We start from the raw sequence: 21,129 nt of genomic DNA on the forward strand, positions 1-21,129 counted from the left end.
AAAAAGGAAGAAAGAGTGGGCGGGTTATCCCGCCCCTTTTTTTGCCTGCAAGAAAGTGATGTCCGGATATAGAAAGGCCCGCACTGAGCGGGCCTTTCGTGTTTTGGTTGGCAGCGCGGATCAGCGCTCCAGGTACTGCATCTTGTTCGGCTTGCCGTCCCACTCTTCGGCGTCCGGCAGGGAATCCTTCTTCTCGGTGATATTCGGCCATACATCGGCCAGATCCTTGTTCAGCTCGATGAACTCCTGCATGCCATCCGGGACCTCGTCCTCGGAGAAGATCGCCTGTGCCGGACATTCCGGTTCGCACAGGGCGCAGTCAATGCACTCATCCGGGTGGATGACCAGGAAGTTCGGGCCTTCGTAGAAGCAGTCCACCGGGCATACTTCCACGCAGTCGGTGTATTTGCACTTGATGCAGTTGTCGGTGACGACGAAGGTCATTTCTAATTTTCTCCTCAGGCGGGCGGCTAAGCGCGCGCGATTCTAGCAGCTTGTCCAGCGGTTCGTCAGACTCGCGTCTTCCATGCATATAACAATTCGAGAGCTTGACGTGGTGTCAGGTCGTCGGGGCTGACACGCATCAGCTCTTCAACGATCGGGTGCGGCAGGCTGGCGAACAGATCGCTTTGCAGCGGCGCCGGGCTTTTCGGGTCGCTCGAGCGTGGTGCTTCGTGGGGCAGGCTGGTGGTTTCCAGGCGCGCCAAGTGTTCACGGGCGCGCTGAATGACCGCACCCGGCACGCCAGCCAATTGCGCCACCGCCAGGCCGTAACTCTGACTTGCCGGACCAGGCAGCACGTGGTGCAGGAAGACGATGCGTTCGTTGTGTTCGGTGGCGTTGAGGTGCACGTTCGCCACCGCCGGTTCGTTTTCCGGCAGCACGGTCAGCTCGAAATAGTGGGTGGCGAACAGGGTGAAAGCTCGCAGTTTCGCCAGGTGTTCAGCCGCGGACCAGGCCAGCGACAGGCCGTCGAAGGTGCTGGTGCCGCGGCCCACTTCGTCCATCAGCACCAAGCTGCGGTCGCTGGCGTTGTGGAGGATGTTCGCGGTTTCGCTCATTTCCACCATGAAGGTGGAGCGACCGCCAGCGAGGTCGTCGGAAGAGCCGATACGGGTGAAGATCCGGTCCACCAGCGACAGTTCGCAGCGCGCCGCCGGCACAAAACTACCTATGTGCGCTAGCAGCACGATAAGCGCTGTTTGCCGCATATAGGTCGATTTACCGCCCATGTTCGGGCCGGTTATCACCAGCATGCGAGTGTCTTCATCGAGGTTCAGGTCGTTGGCGACGAACGGCGTATCCAGTACCTGCTCGACCACGGGGTGGCGGCCTTGCTCGATGAGAATGCCGGATTCCTCGACAAAGCGCGGGCGGTTCAGATCGAGGTTCAGCGCGCGCTCGGCGAGGTTGGACAGCACATCCAGTTCGGCCAGGGCAGCGGCGGTGTCCTGCAGCGGCGCCAATTGGCCGATCAGCAGTTCCAGCAGTTCCTCGTAAAGCTGCTTCTCGCGGGCCAGGGCGCGGCTCTGGGCCGATAGCGCCTTGTCTTCGAAAGCCTTCAGTTCCGGGGTGATGAAGCGCTCGGCGCCTTTCAGGGTCTGGCGGCGAATATAATCGGCGGGGGCCTGTTCGGCCTGCACGCGCGGCAGTTCGATGTAGTAACCGTGGATGCGGTTGTAGCCGACTTTCAGGTTCGGCAGGCCGGTGCGGGCTTTTTCGCGGGTTTCCAGGTCCATCAGGTACTGGCCTGCGTTCTCGCTGAGCATCTGCAGTTCATCCAGCTCGGCATCGTAGCCGCGGGCGATGACGCCGCCGTCGCGGATCACTGCAGGCGGGTTTTCGATCACCGCCCGGGCCAGCAGGTCGGCCAGCTCGGGGTAGGTGCGGATGCTGGCGGCCAACTCGCCCAGGTGCGGGGATTCCAGCTCGGTCATGCCGTTCTGCAGTTCAGGCAGGGCCGCGAGGGCGTCGCGCAGACGAGCGAGGTCGCGCGGTCGGGCATTGCGCAGGCCGATACGGGCGAGGATACGTTCGACGTCGCCGATTTCCTTCAACTGCGGCTGGAGGATTTCGAAGCGATAACGCTCCAGCAGGCAGGTGATCGAGTCCTGGCGGGCTTCCAGCACCGCGCGGTCGCGCAGCGGACGGTTCAGCCAACGGGTCAGCAGGCGGCTGCCCATGGCGGTCTGGCAGCGGTCCACCACCGATTGCAGGGTGTTGTCACGGCCGCCAGCCAGGTTGATGTCCAGTTCCAGGTTGCGGCGCGTGGCACCATCGAGGATTACGGTATCGTCGATGCGCTCGTGACGCAGGCTGCGCAGGTGTGGCAGGGCAGTACGCTGGGTTTCCTTGGCGTAAGCGAGCAGGCAGCCGGCGGCGCCGATGGCGAGAGTCAGTTCCTGGCAGCCGAAGCCCTTGAGATCCTGGACGCCGAATTGCTGGCACAGGCTCTTCTTCGCCGAGTCGCGATCGAAGTCCCAGGGCGCGCGGCGATGCGCGCCACGGCGTTTCTCCGCCGGCAGGCCCTGAGGCCAGTCGTCGGGGATCAGCAGCTCGGCGGGATTCAGGCGCTCCAGTTCGGCGAGCAGGGTTTCCCAGCCCTTGATTTCCTGGACGTTGAACCGGCCGCTGGTGATGTCCAGCACGGCCAGGCCGAACAGGCGCTCATCACCCAGCACGGCAGCAATCAGGTTGTCCCGGCGCTCATCTAGCAGCGCTTCGTCGCTGACGGTGCCGGGAGTGAGAATACGTACGACCTGGCGCTCCACCGGCCCCTTGCTGGTGGCCGGGTCGCCGATCTGCTCGCAGATCACCACTGATTCGCCGAGCTTCACCAGCTTGGCCAGGTAGCCCTCGGCGGAGTGGAACGGGATGCCCGCCATCGGGATGGAGTTGCCGGCAGACTGTCCGCGCGCGGTCAGAGTGATGTCCAGCAGCTTGGCGGCCTTCTTGGCGTCCTCGTAGAACAGCTCGTAGAAGTCGCCCATACGGTAGAACATCAGTTGATCCGGGTGCTGGTTCTTCAGCTTCCAGTACTGCTGCATCATCGGTGTGTGGGCGGAGAGGTCGCTCTGACTCATGGCTTCTGGCTGTCCGGCTTCAACATGCAAAAGTGTCTAGTGTACGGTATCCGCCTGGCCTTCTTTAACCCCGGAGCGCACTGTGTCCGTTACCGATTCCTTTATTACAGACCTCTCTGCCCGATTGGGCGCTCGATTGGCTGCCAAGACATTACGCGTCACCACCGCCGAATCCTGCACCGGTGGTGGCATCGCCGAGGCGATCACGCGCGTCTCCGGGAGTTCCGCCTGGTTCGAAGCGGGCTACGTCACTTATTCCAATACCCAGAAGACCCGTCAGTTGGACGTGCCGGCCGAGCTGTTTCCGAGGGTCGGTGCGGTGAGTCGAGAGGTGGTCGAGGCCATGGTTGCTGGCGCCTTGCCTCGCAGTGGTGCGGATATCGCCGTGGCGGTGAGCGGTATTGCCGGGCCGGATGGCGGTTCTGCCGAGAAGCCGGTAGGCACTGTCTGGCTGGCTTGGCGCAAAGGTGAAAAGGTGTACAGCGAACGCCGTCTATATGCCGGTGATCGGGAAGCGGTACGCCGGCAGACGGTGGCGACCGCTCTGGAAGGGCTATTGCGACTGGCGGACGGGGAAAATCCGATTCAGGGGTAGGCGAGCGGCTTGCCCTGTGGAATAATACTGGCTACTTATACAGTTGTTCGTGGCCGCCCGGCCGCCTGACTTCGCGAGGACTTCAATGGACGACAACAAGAAGCGCGCCCTGGCCGCGGCCCTGGGACAGATCGAACGCCAATTCGGCAAAGGCGCGGTCATGCGCATGGGCGACCATGAGCGCCAGGCTATCCCCGCCATCTCCACCGGCTCGCTGGGTCTGGACATTGCGCTGGGCATCGGCGGTCTGCCGAAGGGCCGTATCGTCGAGATCTACGGTCCGGAATCCTCGGGTAAGACCACCCTGACCCTGTCGGTCATCGCCCAGGCCCAGAAAGCCGGCGCCACCTGCGCCTTCGTCGACGCCGAGCACGCGCTGGACCCGGATTACGCCGGCAAGCTGGGCGTCAACGTCGACGACCTGCTGGTATCCCAGCCGGACACCGGCGAACAGGCGCTGGAAATCACCGACATGCTGGTGCGTTCCAACGCCGTTGACGTGATCATCGTCGACTCCGTGGCGGCCCTGGTGCCCAAGGCCGAAATCGAAGGTGAGATGGGCGATCAACACGTCGGCCTGCAGGCCCGCCTGATGTCCCAGGCGCTGCGCAAGATCACCGGCAACATCAAGAACGCCAACTGCCTGGTCATCTTCATCAACCAGATCCGCATGAAGATCGGTGTGATGTTCGGCAACCCGGAAACCACCACCGGTGGTAACGCGCTGAAGTTCTACTCCTCCGTTCGTCTCGACATCCGCCGGACCGGCGCGGTGAAGGAAGGCGACGAGGTGGTCGGTAGTGAAACCCGCGTCAAGGTCGTGAAGAACAAGGTCGCCCCGCCGTTCCGTCAGGCCGAGTTCCAGATCATGTACGGCCGCGGCATCTACCGCACCGGCGAAATCATCGACCTGGGCGTGCAGCTGGGCCTGATCGAGAAGTCCGGCGCCTGGTACAGCTACCAGGGCAGCAAGATCGGCCAAGGCAAGGCCAACGCCGCCAAGTTCCTGGAAGACAACGCCGAGATCTGCAACACCCTCGACAAGGCCATCCGCGAACAACTGCTGACCAACCAGCCAGCGCCGACCAAGGCCGAACTCGCTGCGGCTGAGGCCGAAGCGGAAGCTGAAGCCGATTATTGATCGCGATGACCAGCGAGCTCGATAACCTCGTCGCGGTGCGACGGGTCGCCATGGACCTGCTGGCAAGGCGCGAGCATGGCCGGGCAGAGCTCTCGCGCAAGCTGCGGCAACGCGGCGCCACGCAGGACCTGATCGACCCCGCCCTCGACCGTCTGGCCGAGGAGGGGTTGCTCAATGAAAGCCGTTACCTGGAAAGCTACATCGCCAGCCGTGCGCGAGCAGGTTACGGCCCGGTGCGGATTCGCGAGGAGTTGTCGCAGCGGGGTTTGCCACGTGGTGAGATCGACGGTGCGCTGCGCTTGTGCGGCGTCGATTGGAGCGAAAACCTGCGTGAAGTCTGGCGTCGCAAGTTCGCCCGGCTGCCACAGGATGCCCGCGAGCGAGCCCAGCAAGGGCGTTTCCTGAGTTATCGGGGTTACTCGATGGAAGCCATCAGTCGGCTTCTGAGCGGTCGACGATCAGATGATTGAAATGAACAAGGCACCCCATGCGGGTGCCTTGTTTGTTCTCGGAGCCAGGAAATCAGCGTTCCCAGTTCTCCGGCTGGTTGATGAAGTTCAGCAGCTCGCGCAGTCGCCCCTGGTCACGGCCGTTGAAAGCGAAGGCCAGACGGGTGAGGTGGGAGAACTCCGGTTCATCCAGTTCCGATTCGCTGTAGGGTTGCTGGTGGAAGCCGTCCGTGACGCAGAGGCTGCCAAACTCGCGCTCCAGCAATTGCAACGCGCGCACGCTCAGCGGATGGTTGAGGCGGATGACGAAGCGATCCTTGAGCCAGCGGCTGGAGTGGAAGTTGCTGTAGAACTGGGCGATTTCCTCGGCGGCCTCCTCGGCTGAGTGCACTAGCCTCATCAGGTTCATGTCGCTGGGCAGGATGTAGCCGTTGTCTTCGAGCTGCTCCTTGATGAATTCCAGGGCGTGGTCCCAGTAATGCCCGCCCGGTTGGTCAAGCAGCACAACCGGCACCAGCGGGCTCTTGCCGGTCTGGATCAGGGTCAGCACTTCCAGCGCCTCGTCGAGAGTACCGAAGCCGCCGGGGCAGAGCACCAGTGCGTCGGCTTCCTTGACGAAGAACAGCTTGCGCAGGAAAAAGAAGTGGAACGACAGCAGGTTGCTGGTGCCATCCACGATGCGATTGGCGTGCTGCTCGAAGGGCAGGGTGATGTTGAAGCCCAGGCTGTTTTCCAGTCCGGCTCCCTCGTGGGCCGCGGCCATGATGCCGCCGCCTGCGCCGGTGATGACCATCAGGTCGTAGCGCGCCAGGGTTTCGCCCAACTCGCGGGCCAAGGCGTAGACGGGGTGATCGGCCGGCGTGCGCGCCGAGCCGAATACGGTAACTTTGCGGCGACGTTTGAACTGCTCCAGGGTGCTGAAGGCGTGCTCCATCTCGCGCAGGGTCTGCAGCATGATCTTGGCGTCCCAGCGGTTGCGGTCGGCCTGGGCCATGCGGGCGACGGTGGTGAGCATCTCACGGTACAGCGGCAGGTTCTGGCTGTCGCCGGGAGCGGCCAGTGCGGCCAGTTCCTCGATCTTCTGCGCAAGGTCAGTGCCGCTGGTCTGGAAGTGTCTGGAGAGGTAGTCGTCGGGCTCGTAGGGCATGTTGATACTCCTTGTTCATCAACCCCTGATCGCCTGTCCATGGGGGCGCCGGCCACACAAGGTGGCTCTGGTCGTTACGCCTTGGCGCTACGCCGCACGCACAGGGTTCAGCAGTAGGCCAGCCCAGTCTGGCACGCGGGTGTGACAGTCGGTGAGGCCTCGATCTCAGATGGCGATCCGGTCTCCAGGCTCCGGAATGTTGGCCGTCCAGTTCAGGCGATCCTGGAGTGCACCCTTGAGTACATCCATCTTTTCCCGCTCGCCATGTATCAGGTATAGCTCGGGTTTGTGTTCGAAGTGGCCAACCCACTGAATTAATTGTGATTGTCCCGCATGGGCGGAAAACCCGCCAAGGGTGTGGATCTGTGCTTTCACGCTGATGCGCTGGCGCAGGATGCGCACCGATTCGGCACCGTCGACGATGGCGCGTCCCAATGTGCCCTTGGCCTGGAAGCCCGGGAAGACAATGTGGCATTCCTCGCGCCAGAGGTTGTGCTTGAGGTGATGGACGATGCGCCCACCGGTGCACATGCCGCTGCCGGCGATGATGATGGCGCCGCTCTTGATGCGATTCAGCGACATGGATTCATCCGCGCTCTGGGTGGTACGCAGGATCGGCAGCCACTCGCCGACTTTGGCGGTGCCGGTGCCGCGCATGTATTCGCGGTCGACGTCGGCGATCTCGCCGATGTGCTGCAGGTAGATGTTGTTGGCCTGGGCGGCCATGGGGCTGTCGAGATAGACGACCTGCTGCGGCAGGCGGCCCTCCTGGTAGAAGCGTCCGAGGTAGTAGATCAGGTCCTGGGTGCGGCCCACGGCGAAGGACGGGATCAACACGTTGCCGCCCTCGTTCTGCGCGCGTTGGAGGATGCCGGCCAGTTCCAGTAGCGTATCGTTGGCATCGCGGTGGTCGCGGTCGCCGTAGGTGGATTCCAGCAGCACCACGTCGGCGCGGGATAGCGGCGTGGGTGTGCGCATAAGGGGCGAGCAGGTGCTGCCCAGGTCCCCGGAGAACACCAGACGGCGGGTCGAGCCGAACTCATGGATTTCCAGTTCAACGATGGCCGAGCCGAGGATGTGCCCGGCGTTATGGAAGGTCACGCGGATGCCGCGCGCTACGTCCACCGTGCTGCCATAGCTGACGCGGCGGCGCTGGTTCAGCGCGCGGGAAGCGTCTTCGACGGTGTACAGCGGCTTGACGGGGGGCTTGCCGAGGCGGGTGCGCCACTTGTTTTCCCACTCGGCATCCTTCTCTTGGATGTGCGCCGAATCCATCAGCATCAGTTCCAGCAGATCGCAGCAGGATTCGGTGGCGTAGATCGGTCCCTTGTAGCCTTCCTTTGCCAGGCGCGGCAGCAACCCGCTGTGATCCAGATGGGCGTGGGACAGTACGACGGCGTCGAGCTCCTGCGGATCGAAGGGGAAGGGTGTGCGGTTGGTCGCCTCGTTGTCGCGGGTGCCCTTGTTGCCGCTGCGCCCCTGGCGCATTCCGCATTCGAGCAGCACGCGGACGCCGTCGCGGGTTTCCAGGAGGTAGCAGGAACCGGTGACTTCCTGGATTGCGCCGATGAAGGTGAGAAGCGCCATGTCGTCTCCTTGTCGGAATTCTCTTTCAGCCTTGCTCGAATGGTCGGGACGGTCGTTGATGCATGTCAGCGCCTGTCCGATCTCTGGAGACCTAGACTTTCCGGCATAACCAAGGGAGAGCCGACATGTCACAGATCCTGCCAAGCCCCGAGGAGCTTGCCGCCCATGCGGCAGCCGAGCCGGAATATGCCCGCTGGCTGCAAGGCCGTGGTCCGCTTCAGCATAGCGTGCAGACCCAGGCGGCGGTCTTTCGTGTGGCTCATCAATTGGTCCAGTACGGCCGGCAGCCGGATCTGGCCAGCGTCTACCGGCTGTTCGGCGCGCTGGATCGCCTGACCTGCGCCGGCCTCTGGCTGGTGGCGCACATGACCTACGCCAGGCGTGTCCGCCTCGATGGCGCACCCTTGCAGCCCGAAGATTTCAAGGCTCAGCCCGAAGGACATACCGGCGGCGCGCTGAACATGGTGCCAGCCTATGCGGGCTACCTCGCCCTGAATGCCCTGAGCGGCAGGACACGCGGCTGGCTGATGGGGCAAGGGCACTGCGTGGCAGCGATCGACGCGCTCAACGTGCTCACCGGCAACCTGCATCCGGAACAGGCCGCAGCCTACGGGAATGGCGAAGCTGGTCTGGATCGGCTGGTGCAGGACTTCTACAGCTATGCGCAGACGCCGGAAGGCAAGGTTGCCGCTCCTTTGGGCAGCCACGTCAATCCGCACACCGCCGGCGGGGTTGCCGAAGGTGGATACCTCGGCTTCGCCGAGTTGATGTATGCGCACATGCCGCTGCCGGGCGAGACCCTGGTGGCCTTCCTCTCCGACGGCGCTGCCGAGGAGCAGCGCGGTAGCGACTGGATTCCCCGCTGGTGGCGCGCCGAGGACTGTGGCACGGCCTTGCCGGTGATGATCGCCAATGGCCGGCGTATCGAGCAGCGCACCGACCTGGGCACCCACGAAGGGCTGGAAGGCTTCAAGCTTCATCTGCGCCGCTGCGGATTCGATCCGATCAGCTTCGATGGCCGCGACCCGGCAGCTTTCGTCTGTGCCCTGTGGGAAATGGAAGAGCGGCTGCAGCACCGCGTCGATGAGAAGGAGCGCGGCATCCTTCGCTACCCTTTACCGATTCCTTACGGCATCGCCGAAACGACCAAGGGCTATGGGTTCTATGGCGCTGGCAGCAATGCCGCGCACAACCTGCCGCTACCGGGCAATCCCAGCGAGGATGCCGAGGCGCGCGACCTGTTCAACCAGCATGCGGCGCCGCTCTGGGTCGAGCCCGATGAACTTGCCGAGGCTTGTCAGCTCTTCATCGCTTCACGCAGCGGCCGAGTACTGGAACGGGATAACCCAATCGCCGTGCGTCGGCCCATCGAACCTTCGATTCCCCCGCTGCATTACCGCAGTGACGAATGTTCCCCCATGGCCGCTCTGGATCGCTTCTACGTCGACCTGTGCGGCGCCAACCCGGACCTGCGCGCCCGTGTCGGCAATCCGGACGAACTGGCGAGCAACCGCCTGGGCGGCGTGCTCAAGGCGCTGCGGCACCGGGTGAGCGATCCGGAGAGCGACCTGGAAGCCGTGGATGGCCGGATTATCACCGCGCTTAACGAAGAGGCAGTGGTTTCCGCCTGCCTGGCCAACCAGGGCGGGCTGAACCTGGTGGCCAGCTATGAAGCCTTCTGCGTGAAGATGCTCGGTGCGGTGCGCCAGACGCTGATCTTCGCCCGCCAGCAGAAGGAAGCAGGGCGTCCGGCAGGCTGGCTCGGCTGGCCGCTGGTGGCGACCTCGCATACCTGGGAGAACGGTAAAAACCAGCAATCGCACCAGGACACCACCTTCTGCGAGGCGCTGCTGGGCGAGATGAACGACATGGTGCGGGTAGTTTTCCCGGCCGACCACAACAGCCTGTTGGCGCTGTTGCCGGACATCTATCGCAGCCGCGGGCAGTTGGCCTGCATCGTGGCCCCCAAGCGCGAGCGGCCATCGGTATTTACCCAGGCTCAGGCCGAGCAGCTGGCGCGAGATGGCGCAATCCTGCTGGACGAGCATCCCGGCGCCGAACCGCTGCTGCTGATCGCCAACGGCAGTTACCAGTTGGCCGAGATGCGCCGTGCTGCCTTGCGGCTGGAGGAGGCTGGCTATCCTTATCGATTGGTTTATCTGCAGGAGCCGGGGCGCTTCCGCGCGCCGCGCGACAATTGGGAGCTACAAGCGCTGGCGGACGAGTCCATCGCCATGCGTCTGTTCCCCGACCACTACGAGCGGCGCGTGCTGCTCACCCACATGCGCCCGGAGGTGGCGCGTGGACACCTCTGGCCGATCCTGCCCGATGCGCTGAAGACGGCGGTCCTGGGGTACCGTAACCAGGGTGGAACGCTGGACGAGGCGGGCATGCTGTTCGCCAACCGTTGCAGCTGGGCCCATGTACTGGCGGCCTGTGCACGACTGCTGGACATCCCCCGCAGCGCCTTGCTCGCACCGGACGAGGCGGCAGCGGTGGCCGCCAAGGAAAACCCCGCCATCCTGCGTTGATCGGCGCTGGCGCAACCGCCATCCGGCGGTTGCGCGGAGTTCAGCGCTTGAGTGGCTTGATCAGGCCGTCGAGGCCGTCGATCTTCAGTTCCAAGGTCAGTTGCATCAATCGGCCCAGTTCGCCGGCCGGGAACTGGCCCTTCTTGTGGAACCACAGCAGGTACTCGTCCGGCAGGTCCACCAGCATGCGGCCCTGATACTTGCCGAAGGGCATTGGCGTGCGCGCGATCTTCAGCAACATTTCCTTGTCGAGCATGCAGGCGGTTTACTTCTTCAGCTTGATCTTGCAGCTGCCGGCGTCGAAACGCTCGGTGGCGACCGGGGCGTTGGTCTTGTACTCGGTGAAGCTGTAGGTGAGGATCGCGCCCTCGGCCAGCAGTTGGCGGTAGGCGGTATTACTGCAGACGCTGTCGCCCAGCTGGCTGCGCACGCTGTCCGGGTTTTCGCGCATGCGCTCGGCATGGCTGGCGCGCACGCTCAGGTGGTTGATCAGTTGCGGGCCCTCGACGGTGTAGCCCTGGTCGAGGATGTCCTCGTTGATCGCGCGTGGGGTGCCTTCGCTGCTTTCCTTGGCGACCTTTTCCAGGGTCTGGGTCAGTTCGAAGTCCTTCTTCGAGGCGGCATGCGCGACGGGAAGAACGAGGCAGAGGGCGAGGGCGGTGAGGCGCAGCATGGGCATCTCCTGACAATGGTGCCGATTCGACCGTGGCGAGCCTTCCGGGTTCGCTGGTCATTACAGCCGCCTATTGTCCCCGAAAACGACCTCCCTGCCGAGATTCGATTGCCGCAGCCCGCTGTCCGGCACGTCAGGCGGCCAACTTCGTCGAGGGATGACGCGAAGCCGGTCGCGACTTTCATCGCCACTCGGCCGTGTACAGGGAGGCAGGTTGCAGCTCTGGTACAATCGGCGGTCCGCAACCGTCGCCCCGTTCGAGCCTTCGATGTACCGTCCGATCTTCCGCACCCCGGTGGCCCGATGAGTCACGCTGTCGCCCGCCTGCGTGATCAGCGCCTGGCCCGCTGCCTCAAGCCCTTCGTGGCCCGTGGCTCGCGCTCGCCACGCTGTCCCGGTTGCCGCCTGCGGCCGAACTACTGCATGTGCGGCCTGCGCCCGCAGGTCGAGTCCAACGCGGCGATGTGCCTGGTGATGTTCGACACCGAGCCGCTCAAACCGAGCAATACCGGCTGGCTGATCGCCGAGACGGTGCCCGACACCTGGGCGTTCGGCTGGTCGCGTATCGAGGTCGATCCGGCGCTGCTGGCGCTGCTCGACGATCCGCAGTGGCAGCCGTATGTGGTATTCCCCGGCGAGTTCGTCCAGCCCGAGCGCGTAGTGACCACGGTGGAGCCGCAGGCCGGCAAGCGCCCGCTGTTCATCCTGCTCGACGCCACCTGGAATGAGGCGCGCAAGATGTTCCGCAAGAGCCCCTACCTGGACCGTTTCCCCGTGCTGAGCATCACCCCCGATGCCCTGTCACGCTATCGCCTGCGCCGCTCCAAGTTCGACGAGCACCTGTGCACCGCCGAAGTTGCTGCGCTTTGCCTCGGGCTGGCCGGTGACCGCCGCGCCGGCGATGCGCTGGACGCTTATCTGGATGTGTTCAGCGAGCGTTACCTGGGCTCCAAGCGCCAGCAGCCGCTGGACGAGCAGAGCCCGGCGCACCAGGCGTTGAGACCGTTTACCGAGCGCTAGATCGGCTCTTCATCGCATGAATGTGATTTTCAGGGTGGGCGCCGAGGTGTGCGGTTCGCGAACAGTCTCGCTCCGTTATGCAGTAGAGATCAGACCGCCTTCACCTCGGCTTTCTTCGGCCAAAGCTGTGCCACCAGCATGCCGGCCAGCATCAGCGCGCAGCCGAAGTAACCGCGCACATGCAGGGTCTCGTCGAGGAACAGCGCGCCGGCGATGGCGGCGAACACCGCCTCCAGCGAGAGGATGATCGCCGCGTGGGAGGCAATGGCGTGCTTCTGTGCGATGACCTGCAGGGTGAAGCCGGTGGCGACGCCGAACAGGCCGCCATAGATTAGGGCGGGGGCGGCCTGGACGATGGCGTCCCAGTGAATCTCTTCGAACACCACGGCCAGGATCATGCTCACCACCGCGCAGGTGACGAACTGCAGGAAGGCCAGACGGATCGGGTCATAGCGGCTGGCGAACAGGCCGACGAGCAGGACGTGGCCGCCCCAGACGAAGGCACCGGTCAATTGCAGCCAGTCACCGGAGGCGACGTGAAAGCCCGGGCCGATGCTCAGCATGGCCATGCCGGTCACGGCCAGCGCGGCACCCAGCCAGGTGCCCATGCCGGCTCGATGGCCGATCAGCAGGCCGAGCAGCGGCACGATGATGACGTACAGGCCGGTGATGAAGCCGGAATTGGTCACGCTGGTGAACATCAGGCCAACCTGCTGCAGGTTGATCCCCACGGTCAGCGCGGTGCCGATGGCCAGGCCCGCGAGGATCTGGCCCCGGTTGAACGGCTGGGCGCCACGCTTGCTCGACCAGGCCAGCAGCGGCAGCAGTGCCACGGCGCCGAGGGTGAAGCGCAGGCCGGTATAGAGGAAGGGACCGATGGCATCCATCCCGAGGCGTTGCGCGACGAAGGAGACCCCCCAGATCATCGCGGTGAACAGCATCAGGATATCGGCGCGTAGCGCATGGCTTTTCATCTTGTTCTCGTAACAGGCAGGAAAAAAAGCGGAACTCTGCCGTAACACCGGGCCTTTGGAAAGGGGAGCGGCTTCTCGGCGGGTACACTGGCAGGGGCTTTGAAACCACGCTGCATGTACCGTTGGGCGATGTATTCGCGGCGGACACCGAGGGTTGTCTTTGCGTACAATGCGACAAGCAGTGCTCTATCCGTGCTCCGACCTTTCCTGCGCAAGTCTGGCTGTTATCCACGGCAGTACTTCGACGCGGCCTTCAAGGAAAATTCATGGCTTCCTACGAGATCCTGATCGCTGACGATCACCCGCTGTTCCGCAGTGCCCTGCACCAGGCCCTGACCATCGGTCTTGGCCCCGAGGCGCGACTGTCGGAGGCCGCGAGTATCGCGGAGCTGGAGACGCGCCTGAACGAGAAGGCCGACTGGGATCTGGTGCTGCTGGACCTCAACATGCCCGGCGCCTACGGCTTCTCCGGCCTGGTGCTGTTGCGCGGGCAGTACCCGCAGATCCCGGTGGTGATGGTCTCGGCCCAGGAAGATGCCGCCGTGGTACAGCGCTCCCGTGAGTTCGGCGCCAGTGGCTTCATCCCCAAGTCCAGCGAACTGAGTGTGCTGCAGCAGGCCGTGCGGGCGGTGCTCGATGGCGACGTCTGGTGGCCGCCGCAGGTGGATGCCGTGACCGAGATGAGCGATGACGTGCGCGCCGCCAGCGCTGGCCTGGCCAGCCTGACGCCGCAGCAGTTCCGTGTGCTGACCATGGTCTGCGAAGGCCTGCTGAACAAGCAGATCGCCTTCGAGCTGAGTGTCTCCGAAGCCACGGTGAAGGCTCACGTCACCGCGATCTTCCGCAAGCTGAACGTACGCACCCGCACCCAGGCGGCGCTGTTGCTGGCGCAGATGGAGTCGGTGCCGGGGGCCTGAGGCCACCATATTCCGGCTCAGGGGCCGTTACATTCTGTAATGGCCTTGACCCCTTTTTGACGATCGCTGGTATAGAGTGCCGCGACCTTTGCCTGTGAGAACCACACGTGTCCGCCTCCCCCTTCAAGGGCCAGACCGGCCTGAAACGCATCTTCAACGCCGCCGGCTACTCGCTGGCCGGCTTCGCCGCCGCCTTCAAGGGTGAAGCGGCCTTCCGCCAACTGGTGCTGATCAACGTCATCCTGATCCCGCTGTCGTTCTTCTGCGATGTGACCCGCGGCGAGCGCGCGCTGATGATCGCCGTGTGCCTGCTGGCGCTGATCGTCGAACTGCTCAATTCCGCCATCGAGGCGGTGGTGGACCGGGTTTCCCTGGAGCGTCATCCGCTGTCGAAGAACGCCAAGGACATGGGCAGTGCGGCCCAGTTCGTCGCGCTGACCATCATCACCGTGACCTGGGCGGGCATCCTGCTCGGCTGACGGCCTGTAGGAACGAGCTTGCTCGCGAACGGCCTGACACTGATGTCGCAGGTTTGAAGCGTTCGCGAGCAAGGGTTGGGCGCCCCCTCGGTCCTACAAAAAAGCACACTTCAGGGAATCATCGGCAGGACAATATCGTCGCTGCGCGTCACCCCGGCGGTTTCGCTGCGGCACAGTTCCAGGAACTCGCGCATGGTCGCGGTCTGGTATTTCTGCCGGTGCCAGATGAAGTAGAACTGCCGGCGCAGGTCCAGGTCCGGGGTTTCCACCGGGACCAGGCTACCGCGGCGGAAGGCGTCGCGCAGGGCCAGGCGCGAGATGCAGCCGATGCCCAGCCCTGACTCCACCGCACGCTTGATCGCCTCGGTGTGTTCCAGCTCAAGCCGCACGTTCAGCGGCTCCACGTGGTGTCGCATGGCCTGGTCGAAGGTCAGCCGCGTGCCGGAACCCTGTTCCCGCAGGATCCAGGCTTCTTCCGTCAGCCGCTCCAGGCTCGCGTGGCCTTCGCGGGCGAGTGGGTGCTGCGGTGCGCAGAACACCACCAGTTCGTCCTCCATCCACGGCTGCACCTCGATGTCCGGGTGCTGGCAGTCGCCTTCGATCAGCCCGAGGTCGAGTTCGTAGTGCGCCACGCGCTGCACCACGTGGGCGGTGTTGTGCACGTGCAGGCGCACCCGGCAGTCGGGCTGGCGCTGCATGAAGGTGCCGATCAGCAGGGTCGCCAAGTAGTTGCCGATGGTCAGGGTGGCGCCCAGGTCCAGCGAGCCGAAGGCGCTCTTGCCGTTGAGCATGTTTTCGATCTCGCTGCCGCGGTCCAGCAGGGCCACTGCCTGGGGTAGCAACTGGCGGCCGAGGGCGTTGAGGGTCAGGCGTTTGCCGGAGCGATCGAACAACTTGCAGTCGAACTGCCGCTCCAACTCGCCCAGGGCGGTGCTGGTCGCCGACTGCGACATGGACAGCCCTGCAGCGGCGCGGGAGACGCTTTCCTGCTGGGCGACGGCGACGAAGACTTCGAGCTGGCGCAGGGTGAATTTCATGGGCGATGGCTCCGAAAAGGCTGCGCGACATTTCGTCGCCCCGGTGCCGGAATGCCCGGAAGGTATCCTTTTGCGGCGACATGATGCGGCCTTATCTGCGTTTTGGATTAGCAATATCCAGATAATTTATTTTGCGGATATTGTCGCCGCCTATAAAATGTCGCGCAATTGCGCTACGTCCGGGATCTGCTGGGGTGCGCCACGTTTCTCCTAGGAGTCCTTGATGAGCAACCTGTACACCGAGCGCGTTCTCAGCGTGCACCACTGGAACGACACCCTCTTCAGCTTCAAGACCACCCGTAACCCGGGTCTGCGCTTCAAGACCGGCCAGTTCGTGATGATCGGCCTGGAAGTCAACGGTCGTCCGCTGATGCGCGCGTACAGCATCGCCAGCCCGAACTACGAAGAGCACCTGGAGTTCTTCAGCATCAAGGTCCCGGACGGTCCGCTGACTTCGCGTCTGCAGCACCTGAAGGAAGGCGACGAACTGATGGTCAGCCGCAAGCCCACCGGCACCCTGGTGCTGGACGACCTCAAGCCCGGCAAGCACCTGTACCTGCTGAGCACCGGCACCGGCATGGCGCCGTTCCTTTCGGTGATCCAGGACCCGGAAGTCTACGAGCGCTTCGAGAAGGTCATCCTGGTCCACGGCGTGCGCTGGGTCAGCGAGCTCGCTTACGCGGACTTCATCACCAAGGTCCTGCCGGAGCACGAGTACTTCGGCGACATGGTGAAAGAGAAGCTGATCTATTGCCCGCTGGTCACCCGTGAAGAGTTCCACAGCATGGGCCGCCAGACCGACCTGATGCGCAGTGGCAAGCTGTTCGCCGACATCGGCCTGCCGCCGATGAACCCGCAGGACGACCGCGCCATGATCTGCGGCAGCCCGAGCATGCTCGACGAGACCAGCGAAGTGCTGAACAGCTTCGGCCTGCAGATCTCCCCACGCATGGGCGAGCCCGGCGACTACCTGATCGAGCGCGCCTTCGTCGAGAAGTAAGCAGCGTCCGACGGTTCAGTCGAAAGAACGCCGCGATTCCTTTGGGAGCGCGGCGTTTTTTTATGCCTGAATTTCTGCCCCAGACAGCAGCTCGTTCCTACAGGTGCCTCATGTGAGGCGTTGGCCGGATACGGCCGGGTGATACAGCGGCTGCACCTTGTTCCCCGCCGGGTCCAGCAGGTGGAAGCTGCGCGCGCCGTCGCCATGGTCGAACGGGCGGTCCAGCAGCGTCACACCGCGTGCCTTGAAGTACTGGTACCAGGCTTCCAGCTCTTCCACGCTGTCCACCACGAAACCATAGTGATCCATGGTCTGCAGCCCGTTGGCGGCACCGAAGCCGCGCCCCAGCGAGAGGTTGTCGTTGCCGCAGGTGAGGTACACCAGGTCCTCGTTGGCACGGTTCAGCACCGCCATGCCGAGCACATCGACATAGAAGCGCTCGCACTCTTCCAGGTTCGGCACCAGCAGGGCGAGATGGCGCAGGCCGTTGAGGCGGCCGGGGCGGGCAGGGAGATCGGACATGGACGCGGTTCCTTTTTTGTATACAATTTATTTTTAAATTTAAAACAAAAGGAACGCCCTGTGTACAGTCTGTTCATCAAGACCCGTGTCAAACCCGGTAGCGCCGAGGATTTCCTCCACGCCATCAAGGCCAACGCCGCTGCTTCCGTGTCCAGCGAGCCGGGCTGCCTGGTCTTCGATGTGTCCCAGGATCGCCTTGATCCGGACGTGATCTACCTCTACGAGATCTACCGCGACGATGCGGCCTACGACGCGCACACGCAGACCGCGCACTTCCGCGACAGCCGCCCGCTGGTGGAGCCGCTGATCATCGAGCAGGAGTGCTTCGAGAGCGACGTGATCGCCCTCAATCCGGTGGACTGAGGCAGGAATCAGTTGGCGGCGCGCTGTACGTCCAGCACGCAGATTTCGCCGTCGGCCGGGTAGTGCCAGTGCACGTCCAGGTCCCACAGGCGCACGCCGTAGCGGCGCTCGGGCGGCGGCTTCTGGTAGGCCGGGCGGGGATCCTGGGCGAGGCACTGCTCGATCAGCTCGCGCACCGGCTGACCGAGGCGCTGGCCATGTTCACGAGCCTGGCGCAGGGCTTCGTCGTCCCAGTGCACGGCGATGGGGGCGGGAGGGGCGTCGGCGATGGCGTTGCGCGCTTCGACCACGATGTCCGCGTAGGGCACGTACGGCTTGATGTCGATCACCGGCGTGCCATCGAGCAGGTCGATGCCGGACAGCCAGAGCCGGTCGGGCTCGACCTTTTCCAGTTTCACCACGGATTGGCCGAGGCCGTTGGGGCGGTGGGTGGCGCGGGTGGCGAAGACGCCCATCGACTGGTTCCCGCCCAGGCGCGGCGGGCGCACCTTGAGCCGTGGCTTGTCTTCCAGCGCCTGGTGGAAGAGGAAGATCAGCCAGACGTGGCTGACCTGCTCCAGGCCTGCCACAGCATCGCCCGTGTCGAACGGCGGCAGCAGTTCCAGCACACCGGTCGCGGCCGGAGCCAGTTGCGGCTGGCGCGGGATGGCGAACTTCTCCTTGAAGCAGGAGCGGACGTAGCCGATGGGCGAGAGGGTGTGGGACATGGCGGCAGAGGCTTTTTGCAGGGGCCGCCATGGTACCCGATTCCCCTCGCAACGGGTTTCAGCCGAGGTGGAAGCCGCCGTCGATGGGGATGATATTGCCGGTCATGTAGGCGCCGGCAGCGCTCGCCAGGCTTATTGCCAAAGCGGACATTTCTTCCTCGCGGCCCCAGCGGCGCATGGGGATGACGGCGGTGTCCTCGGCCATGGCCTGCTCGTCGTTGGCGATGTGGCGGGTCATCTTGCTGGGGAAGCGGCCGGGGGCGATGACGTTGACGTTGATGTGGTCGCCCACCAGTTCGCGGGCGAGCATGCGCGACAGCTGGTGCAGCGCAGCCTTGCTCGGGCCGTAGGCATAGGCATTCTCGCCGTGGGAAGTGACGCCGGCCACCGAGCCGATGTTGATCACCCGTGCCGGACTCTGCGCACTGCCGGCCTTCTTCAGCAGCGGCAGCAGTTGCTGGATGCAGCTGAACACGGCGGTGACGTTGAGCTGCATGACCTTCTCCCAGCCCGAGGCCGGGTAGCTTTCCAGCGGCGCGCCCCAGGTGGTGCCGGCGTTGTTGACCAGAATGTCGAGGTGATCCAGGCGCTCGTTCAGCTCGGCGGCCAGGGCACGGGCGCCTTCCTCGGTGGCGAGGTTGGCCGGCAGGCCGATGCACTCGCCGTACTGCGACAGCTCGGCGGCGGTGTCGGCGCAGGCGGCGCCATCGCGGGCGCAGATGATGACGCTGGCGCCGGCTTCGAGCAGGCCCTGGGCGATCATCCGGCCAATGCCGCGGGTGCCGCCGGTGACCAGTGCGGTCTTGCCTGCGAGGGAAAAGTACGGGTGCATGAGCCTCTCCTGGCTGGTTTTTCGCCTCACCCTAGCGGGATGAGCGGGGCGCTCCGAGCACTATCCAATCGGGAAATGGCGGCGCATTACGCGACGGCTGCATTTTCTTAACCTGCGCATAACCTTCGTTGCCCTAGTGTCCGCCGCACATTCGGTTGGTCGGGGCCAGGTGATGCAGGGTTGGAGCAAGGATCGGAAGGCATTGGCGCTGCTATTGGGCGTCTCGGCGCTGCTGTTGCTGTTCGGGTTGGGCTGGCGCGAGGTCTGGGGCCCGGAAGTGCGCTGGGCGGATATCTCGTTGCAGATGCTGCAGTCAGGCGACTACTTCGATCCCTACCTGCGTGGGGCGCCGTACTACGACAAACCATTGCTGTCCTACTGGCTGATCACCGCGCCGGCCAGCCTGTTCGGTCTCAACCATTGGACGCTGCGCCTCAGCACCGTGCTGGCCGGGCTGGGCAGCATCTGGCTCACCTGGTGGCTGGGCGAACGCCTGCTGCGCAAGGGCACCGGACTGCTGGCCGGCTGGCTGCTGGCGACCACTTTCTACTTCCTGTTCTGGGCGCGGGTGGCGACGGCGGACATGCTCACGGTGTTCGGCGTGCTGGCGGCGCTGGCCTGGTACTGGCGTGACCCGGAGGACACGCGGTTCAGGAACTACCTGGGCTTCTTCCTGATCCTCTCGCTGACGTCGCTGTGCAAGGGGTTGATCGGTTTCGTCCTGCCGGGGCTGGTGCTGCTGCCGCATCTGCTCAGCGCCGGGCGCTGGCGCCGGCACCTGAACCTGCGGTTGCTGGTGGCGCTGGTAGTGGCCGGTGGCGTGTATGCGATTCCCTTCGTGCTGTCGCACTTCTACGGCCAGCCCAGCTACGGCGAGAGCGGGCTGGCGCTGGTATTCCGCGAGAACGTGGTGCGCTTCTTCCAGCCCTTCGACCACGAGGGGCCGATTTACACCTACCTGCTCTATCTGCCGGCCTACACGCTGCCCTGGGCGCCGTTGTGGATACTCGGCTTGTGGTTCGCCGTGCGCCGCTGGAAGCAGTTGGAGCCCAATGCGCGCTGGCTGGTCTGGGCGCTGGTATTGCTGTTCGCATTTTTCACCGCCAGCGGTGGCCGGCGCAGTTACTACGTGCTTCCGCTGGTGCCGTTCGCGCAACTGTTGGGTGCGTGGTGGGTGATCGAGTGGCGGCAGGAACGCAAGCTGGCCGGGCTGGGGCGTGCCTGGCCGCGGGCGGTCGGCGCCGCAGCGGTGGTAATGCTGCTGGTGGTGGGCGTGGCGTACCCATGGAGCAATGCTGGCGGCGGGGTTCCGCTGTTCGCCAGGGAGGTGCGTGCCGCGGCGGAGCAGACGGCGCCCTGGTCGCAGTGGCGGGTACTGGTCCTCGGTGACGACGACGCGCGCCTGCCGATCTATCTGCAGAAGCATGGCGAACGGCAGGCCCATCCCTTCCTCTATATCCATTCCGATTATCCGCAGGGCGACAGCGCCGCGTTGTTCGCCTGGCTGCGCCAGCGCACCGGCGAGGACTGGGACCCGTCGCGCACCCTGATCGTTTCCCAGGTGACCCATGAAGGTACGCAGCCGCTGAACTGGCTGACGGCGGATCACCGGCTGATCGAGTCCGGGCTCAACAATGGCCAGCGCCTGGGGCACGCGAAGAACAAGGAGGCGAGCCTGGCCTATCTGCCGATGGACAAGCCGCTCAGCGCGAACGCAGCAGCCGGCGCAGCAGAAGCAGGTAAGGCGGCAGATTGACTGCGGCCACGATGAGGCCGAGGACGACCTGGGTTGCCTCGGTCAGGCCGGCGGGGTAGATCAGCGGGATCAGGTAATGCTCGATGAAGCCGCCGCTGTAGCCCTGGCCGCCGGCCAGGGCGCGGAAGTGATTCTCCAGCGGCGTGAGCGGGCAATAGAGGTGGAGGAATTCCACCGCCATGCCCCAGACCGCCGCCGGTACGTGCAGCCACGCCAGGCGCGGCCAGCGCAGCACCAGCAGGCCGCCGAGCAGCGCGAAGAGGATGAAGCCCAGATGGAACAGGACAACGGCGTCGGCGGCCAGGCGATAGAGCAT

At 64.4% G+C, this 21,129-nt stretch carries 22 protein-coding genes; 10 read left to right on the forward strand and 12 right to left on the reverse strand.

Annotated elements, in window-relative coordinates:
* Window positions 1–120 precede the first annotated feature (120 nt).
* Window positions 121–444 carry a ferredoxin FdxA gene (fdxA, locus tag PNI01S_RS20160; protein ID WP_015476292.1) on the reverse strand — a complete coding sequence of 108 codons (324 nt, stop codon included), beginning with the start codon at window positions 442–444 and terminating at the stop codon, window positions 121–123.
* A 65-nt stretch (window positions 445–509) separates the two neighbouring features.
* On the reverse strand, window positions 510–3,083 hold the full coding sequence (mutS, locus tag PNI01S_RS20165) for a DNA mismatch repair protein MutS (RefSeq protein WP_169891288.1): 2,574 nt from the start codon (window positions 3,081–3,083) through the stop codon (window positions 510–512).
* Window positions 3,084–3,165: 82 nt separating this feature from the next.
* Here mutS and PNI01S_RS20170 point away from each other — a divergent pair, with 82 nt between their 5' ends.
* From PNI01S_RS20170 to recX, 3 genes are all read left to right on the forward strand, one after another.
* A complete protein-coding gene (locus PNI01S_RS20170; protein WP_024765300.1) occupies window positions 3,166–3,678 on the forward strand; it encodes a CinA family protein in 513 nt (170 codons plus the stop codon).
* 85 nt (window positions 3,679–3,763) lie between these two features.
* A complete protein-coding gene (recA, locus tag PNI01S_RS20175) occupies window positions 3,764–4,819 on the forward strand; it encodes a recombinase RecA (RefSeq protein ID WP_038803401.1) in 1,056 nt (351 codons plus the stop codon).
* A gap of 5 nt (window positions 4,820–4,824) precedes the next feature.
* Window positions 4,825–5,289 carry a recombination regulator RecX gene (gene recX, locus PNI01S_RS20180; RefSeq protein ID WP_037016497.1) on the forward strand — a complete coding sequence of 155 codons (465 nt, stop codon included), beginning with the start codon at window positions 4,825–4,827 and terminating at the stop codon, window positions 5,287–5,289.
* A gap of 52 nt (window positions 5,290–5,341) precedes the next feature.
* Here recX and PNI01S_RS20185 read toward each other — a convergent pair whose 3' ends face one another.
* Together PNI01S_RS20185 and PNI01S_RS20190 are read right to left on the reverse strand one after the other, a co-directional pair.
* The gene (locus PNI01S_RS20185) at window positions 5,342–6,415 is read right to left on the reverse strand and encodes an LOG family protein (RefSeq protein WP_024765298.1); all 1,074 of its coding nucleotides are present in this window, start codon (window positions 6,413–6,415) and stop codon (window positions 5,342–5,344) included.
* A gap of 165 nt (window positions 6,416–6,580) precedes the next feature.
* Entirely contained in the window at window positions 6,581–8,002 is a 1,422-nt protein-coding gene (locus tag PNI01S_RS20190) for an MBL fold metallo-hydrolase RNA specificity domain-containing protein (protein WP_024765297.1), read from the reverse strand.
* A 125-nt stretch (window positions 8,003–8,127) separates the two neighbouring features.
* Between PNI01S_RS20190 and PNI01S_RS20195 the strand changes: the two genes are divergently transcribed.
* Window positions 8,128–10,533, forward strand: coding sequence for a phosphoketolase family protein (locus PNI01S_RS20195; protein WP_084358883.1), 2,406 nt, complete (start codon window positions 8,128–8,130; stop codon window positions 10,531–10,533).
* A 40-nt stretch (window positions 10,534–10,573) separates the two neighbouring features.
* On the opposite strand, the gene PNI01S_RS20200 is transcribed toward PNI01S_RS20195, so the two are convergent.
* Entirely contained in the window at window positions 10,574–10,789 is a 216-nt protein-coding gene (locus PNI01S_RS20200) for a DUF3820 family protein (protein ID WP_024765295.1), read from the reverse strand.
* A gap of 9 nt (window positions 10,790–10,798) precedes the next feature.
* Window positions 10,799–11,206, reverse strand: coding sequence for a quorum-sensing-regulated virulence factor family protein (locus PNI01S_RS20205; RefSeq protein WP_024765294.1), 408 nt, complete (start codon window positions 11,204–11,206; stop codon window positions 10,799–10,801).
* A gap of 303 nt (window positions 11,207–11,509) precedes the next feature.
* Here PNI01S_RS20205 and PNI01S_RS20210 point away from each other — a divergent pair, with 303 nt between their 5' ends.
* Window positions 11,510–12,226 carry a tRNA-uridine aminocarboxypropyltransferase gene (locus PNI01S_RS20210; RefSeq protein WP_024765293.1) on the forward strand — a complete coding sequence of 239 codons (717 nt, stop codon included), beginning with the start codon at window positions 11,510–11,512 and terminating at the stop codon, window positions 12,224–12,226.
* Between the two features lie 89 nt (window positions 12,227–12,315).
* Here PNI01S_RS20210 and PNI01S_RS20215 read toward each other — a convergent pair whose 3' ends face one another.
* Entirely contained in the window at window positions 12,316–13,200 is an 885-nt protein-coding gene (locus PNI01S_RS20215; protein ID WP_024765292.1) for a DMT family transporter, read from the reverse strand.
* A 266-nt stretch (window positions 13,201–13,466) separates the two neighbouring features.
* Between PNI01S_RS20215 and erdR the strand changes: the two genes are divergently transcribed.
* Window positions 13,467–14,117, forward strand: a complete 651-nt coding sequence (gene erdR / locus PNI01S_RS20220) for a response regulator transcription factor ErdR (protein ID WP_024765291.1) — start codon at window positions 13,467–13,469, stop codon at window positions 14,115–14,117.
* Window positions 14,118–14,224: 107 nt separating this feature from the next.
* Window positions 14,225–14,596 carry a diacylglycerol kinase gene (locus tag PNI01S_RS20225; protein WP_024765290.1) on the forward strand — a complete coding sequence of 124 codons (372 nt, stop codon included), beginning with the start codon at window positions 14,225–14,227 and terminating at the stop codon, window positions 14,594–14,596.
* Between the two features lie 110 nt (window positions 14,597–14,706).
* Here PNI01S_RS20225 and PNI01S_RS20230 read toward each other — a convergent pair whose 3' ends face one another.
* On the reverse strand, window positions 14,707–15,633 hold the full coding sequence (locus PNI01S_RS20230) for a LysR family transcriptional regulator (protein WP_024765289.1): 927 nt from the start codon (window positions 15,631–15,633) through the stop codon (window positions 14,707–14,709).
* A 223-nt stretch (window positions 15,634–15,856) separates the two neighbouring features.
* On the opposite strand from PNI01S_RS20230, the gene fpr reads away from it, so the two are divergent.
* Window positions 15,857–16,633 (forward strand): ferredoxin-NADP reductase, encoded by a 777-nt coding sequence (fpr, locus tag PNI01S_RS20235; protein WP_017517998.1) that lies wholly within the window; start codon window positions 15,857–15,859, stop codon window positions 16,631–16,633.
* A 108-nt stretch (window positions 16,634–16,741) separates the two neighbouring features.
* On the opposite strand, the gene PNI01S_RS20240 is transcribed toward fpr, so the two are convergent.
* Complete coding sequence (locus tag PNI01S_RS20240; protein WP_084358884.1) at window positions 16,742–17,155, reverse strand: VOC family protein; 414 nt, start codon at window positions 17,153–17,155, stop codon at window positions 16,742–16,744.
* Window positions 17,156–17,215: 60 nt separating this feature from the next.
* Between PNI01S_RS20240 and PNI01S_RS20245 the strand changes: the two genes are divergently transcribed.
* On the forward strand, window positions 17,216–17,518 hold the full coding sequence (locus PNI01S_RS20245) for a heme-binding protein (RefSeq protein ID WP_084358885.1): 303 nt from the start codon (window positions 17,216–17,218) through the stop codon (window positions 17,516–17,518).
* Window positions 17,519–17,526: 8 nt separating this feature from the next.
* Here PNI01S_RS20245 and tsaA read toward each other — a convergent pair whose 3' ends face one another.
* Together tsaA and PNI01S_RS20255 are read right to left on the reverse strand one after the other, a co-directional pair.
* Window positions 17,527–18,225 carry a tRNA (N6-threonylcarbamoyladenosine(37)-N6)-methyltransferase TrmO gene (tsaA, locus tag PNI01S_RS20250; protein ID WP_084358886.1) on the reverse strand — a complete coding sequence of 233 codons (699 nt, stop codon included), beginning with the start codon at window positions 18,223–18,225 and terminating at the stop codon, window positions 17,527–17,529.
* A 58-nt stretch (window positions 18,226–18,283) separates the two neighbouring features.
* The gene (locus tag PNI01S_RS20255; RefSeq protein ID WP_065084304.1) at window positions 18,284–19,057 is read right to left on the reverse strand and encodes an SDR family oxidoreductase; all 774 of its coding nucleotides are present in this window, start codon (window positions 19,055–19,057) and stop codon (window positions 18,284–18,286) included.
* A gap of 172 nt (window positions 19,058–19,229) precedes the next feature.
* On the opposite strand from PNI01S_RS20255, the gene PNI01S_RS20260 reads away from it, so the two are divergent.
* The gene (locus PNI01S_RS20260; protein WP_084358887.1) at window positions 19,230–20,813 is read left to right on the forward strand and encodes an ArnT family glycosyltransferase; all 1,584 of its coding nucleotides are present in this window, start codon (window positions 19,230–19,232) and stop codon (window positions 20,811–20,813) included.
* Here the strand turns inward: PNI01S_RS20260 and PNI01S_RS20265 are convergent.
* Window positions 20,761–21,129, reverse strand: a complete 369-nt coding sequence (locus tag PNI01S_RS20265) for a DUF2784 domain-containing protein (protein WP_084358888.1) — start codon at window positions 21,127–21,129, stop codon at window positions 20,761–20,763. The two genes, PNI01S_RS20260 and PNI01S_RS20265, sit on opposite strands and share 53 nt — an antisense overlap.

It is taken from the genome of Pseudomonas nitroreducens NBRC 12694 (assembly GCF_002091755.1).
Taxonomy (GTDB): domain Bacteria; phylum Pseudomonadota; class Gammaproteobacteria; order Pseudomonadales; family Pseudomonadaceae; genus Pseudomonas; species Pseudomonas nitroreducens.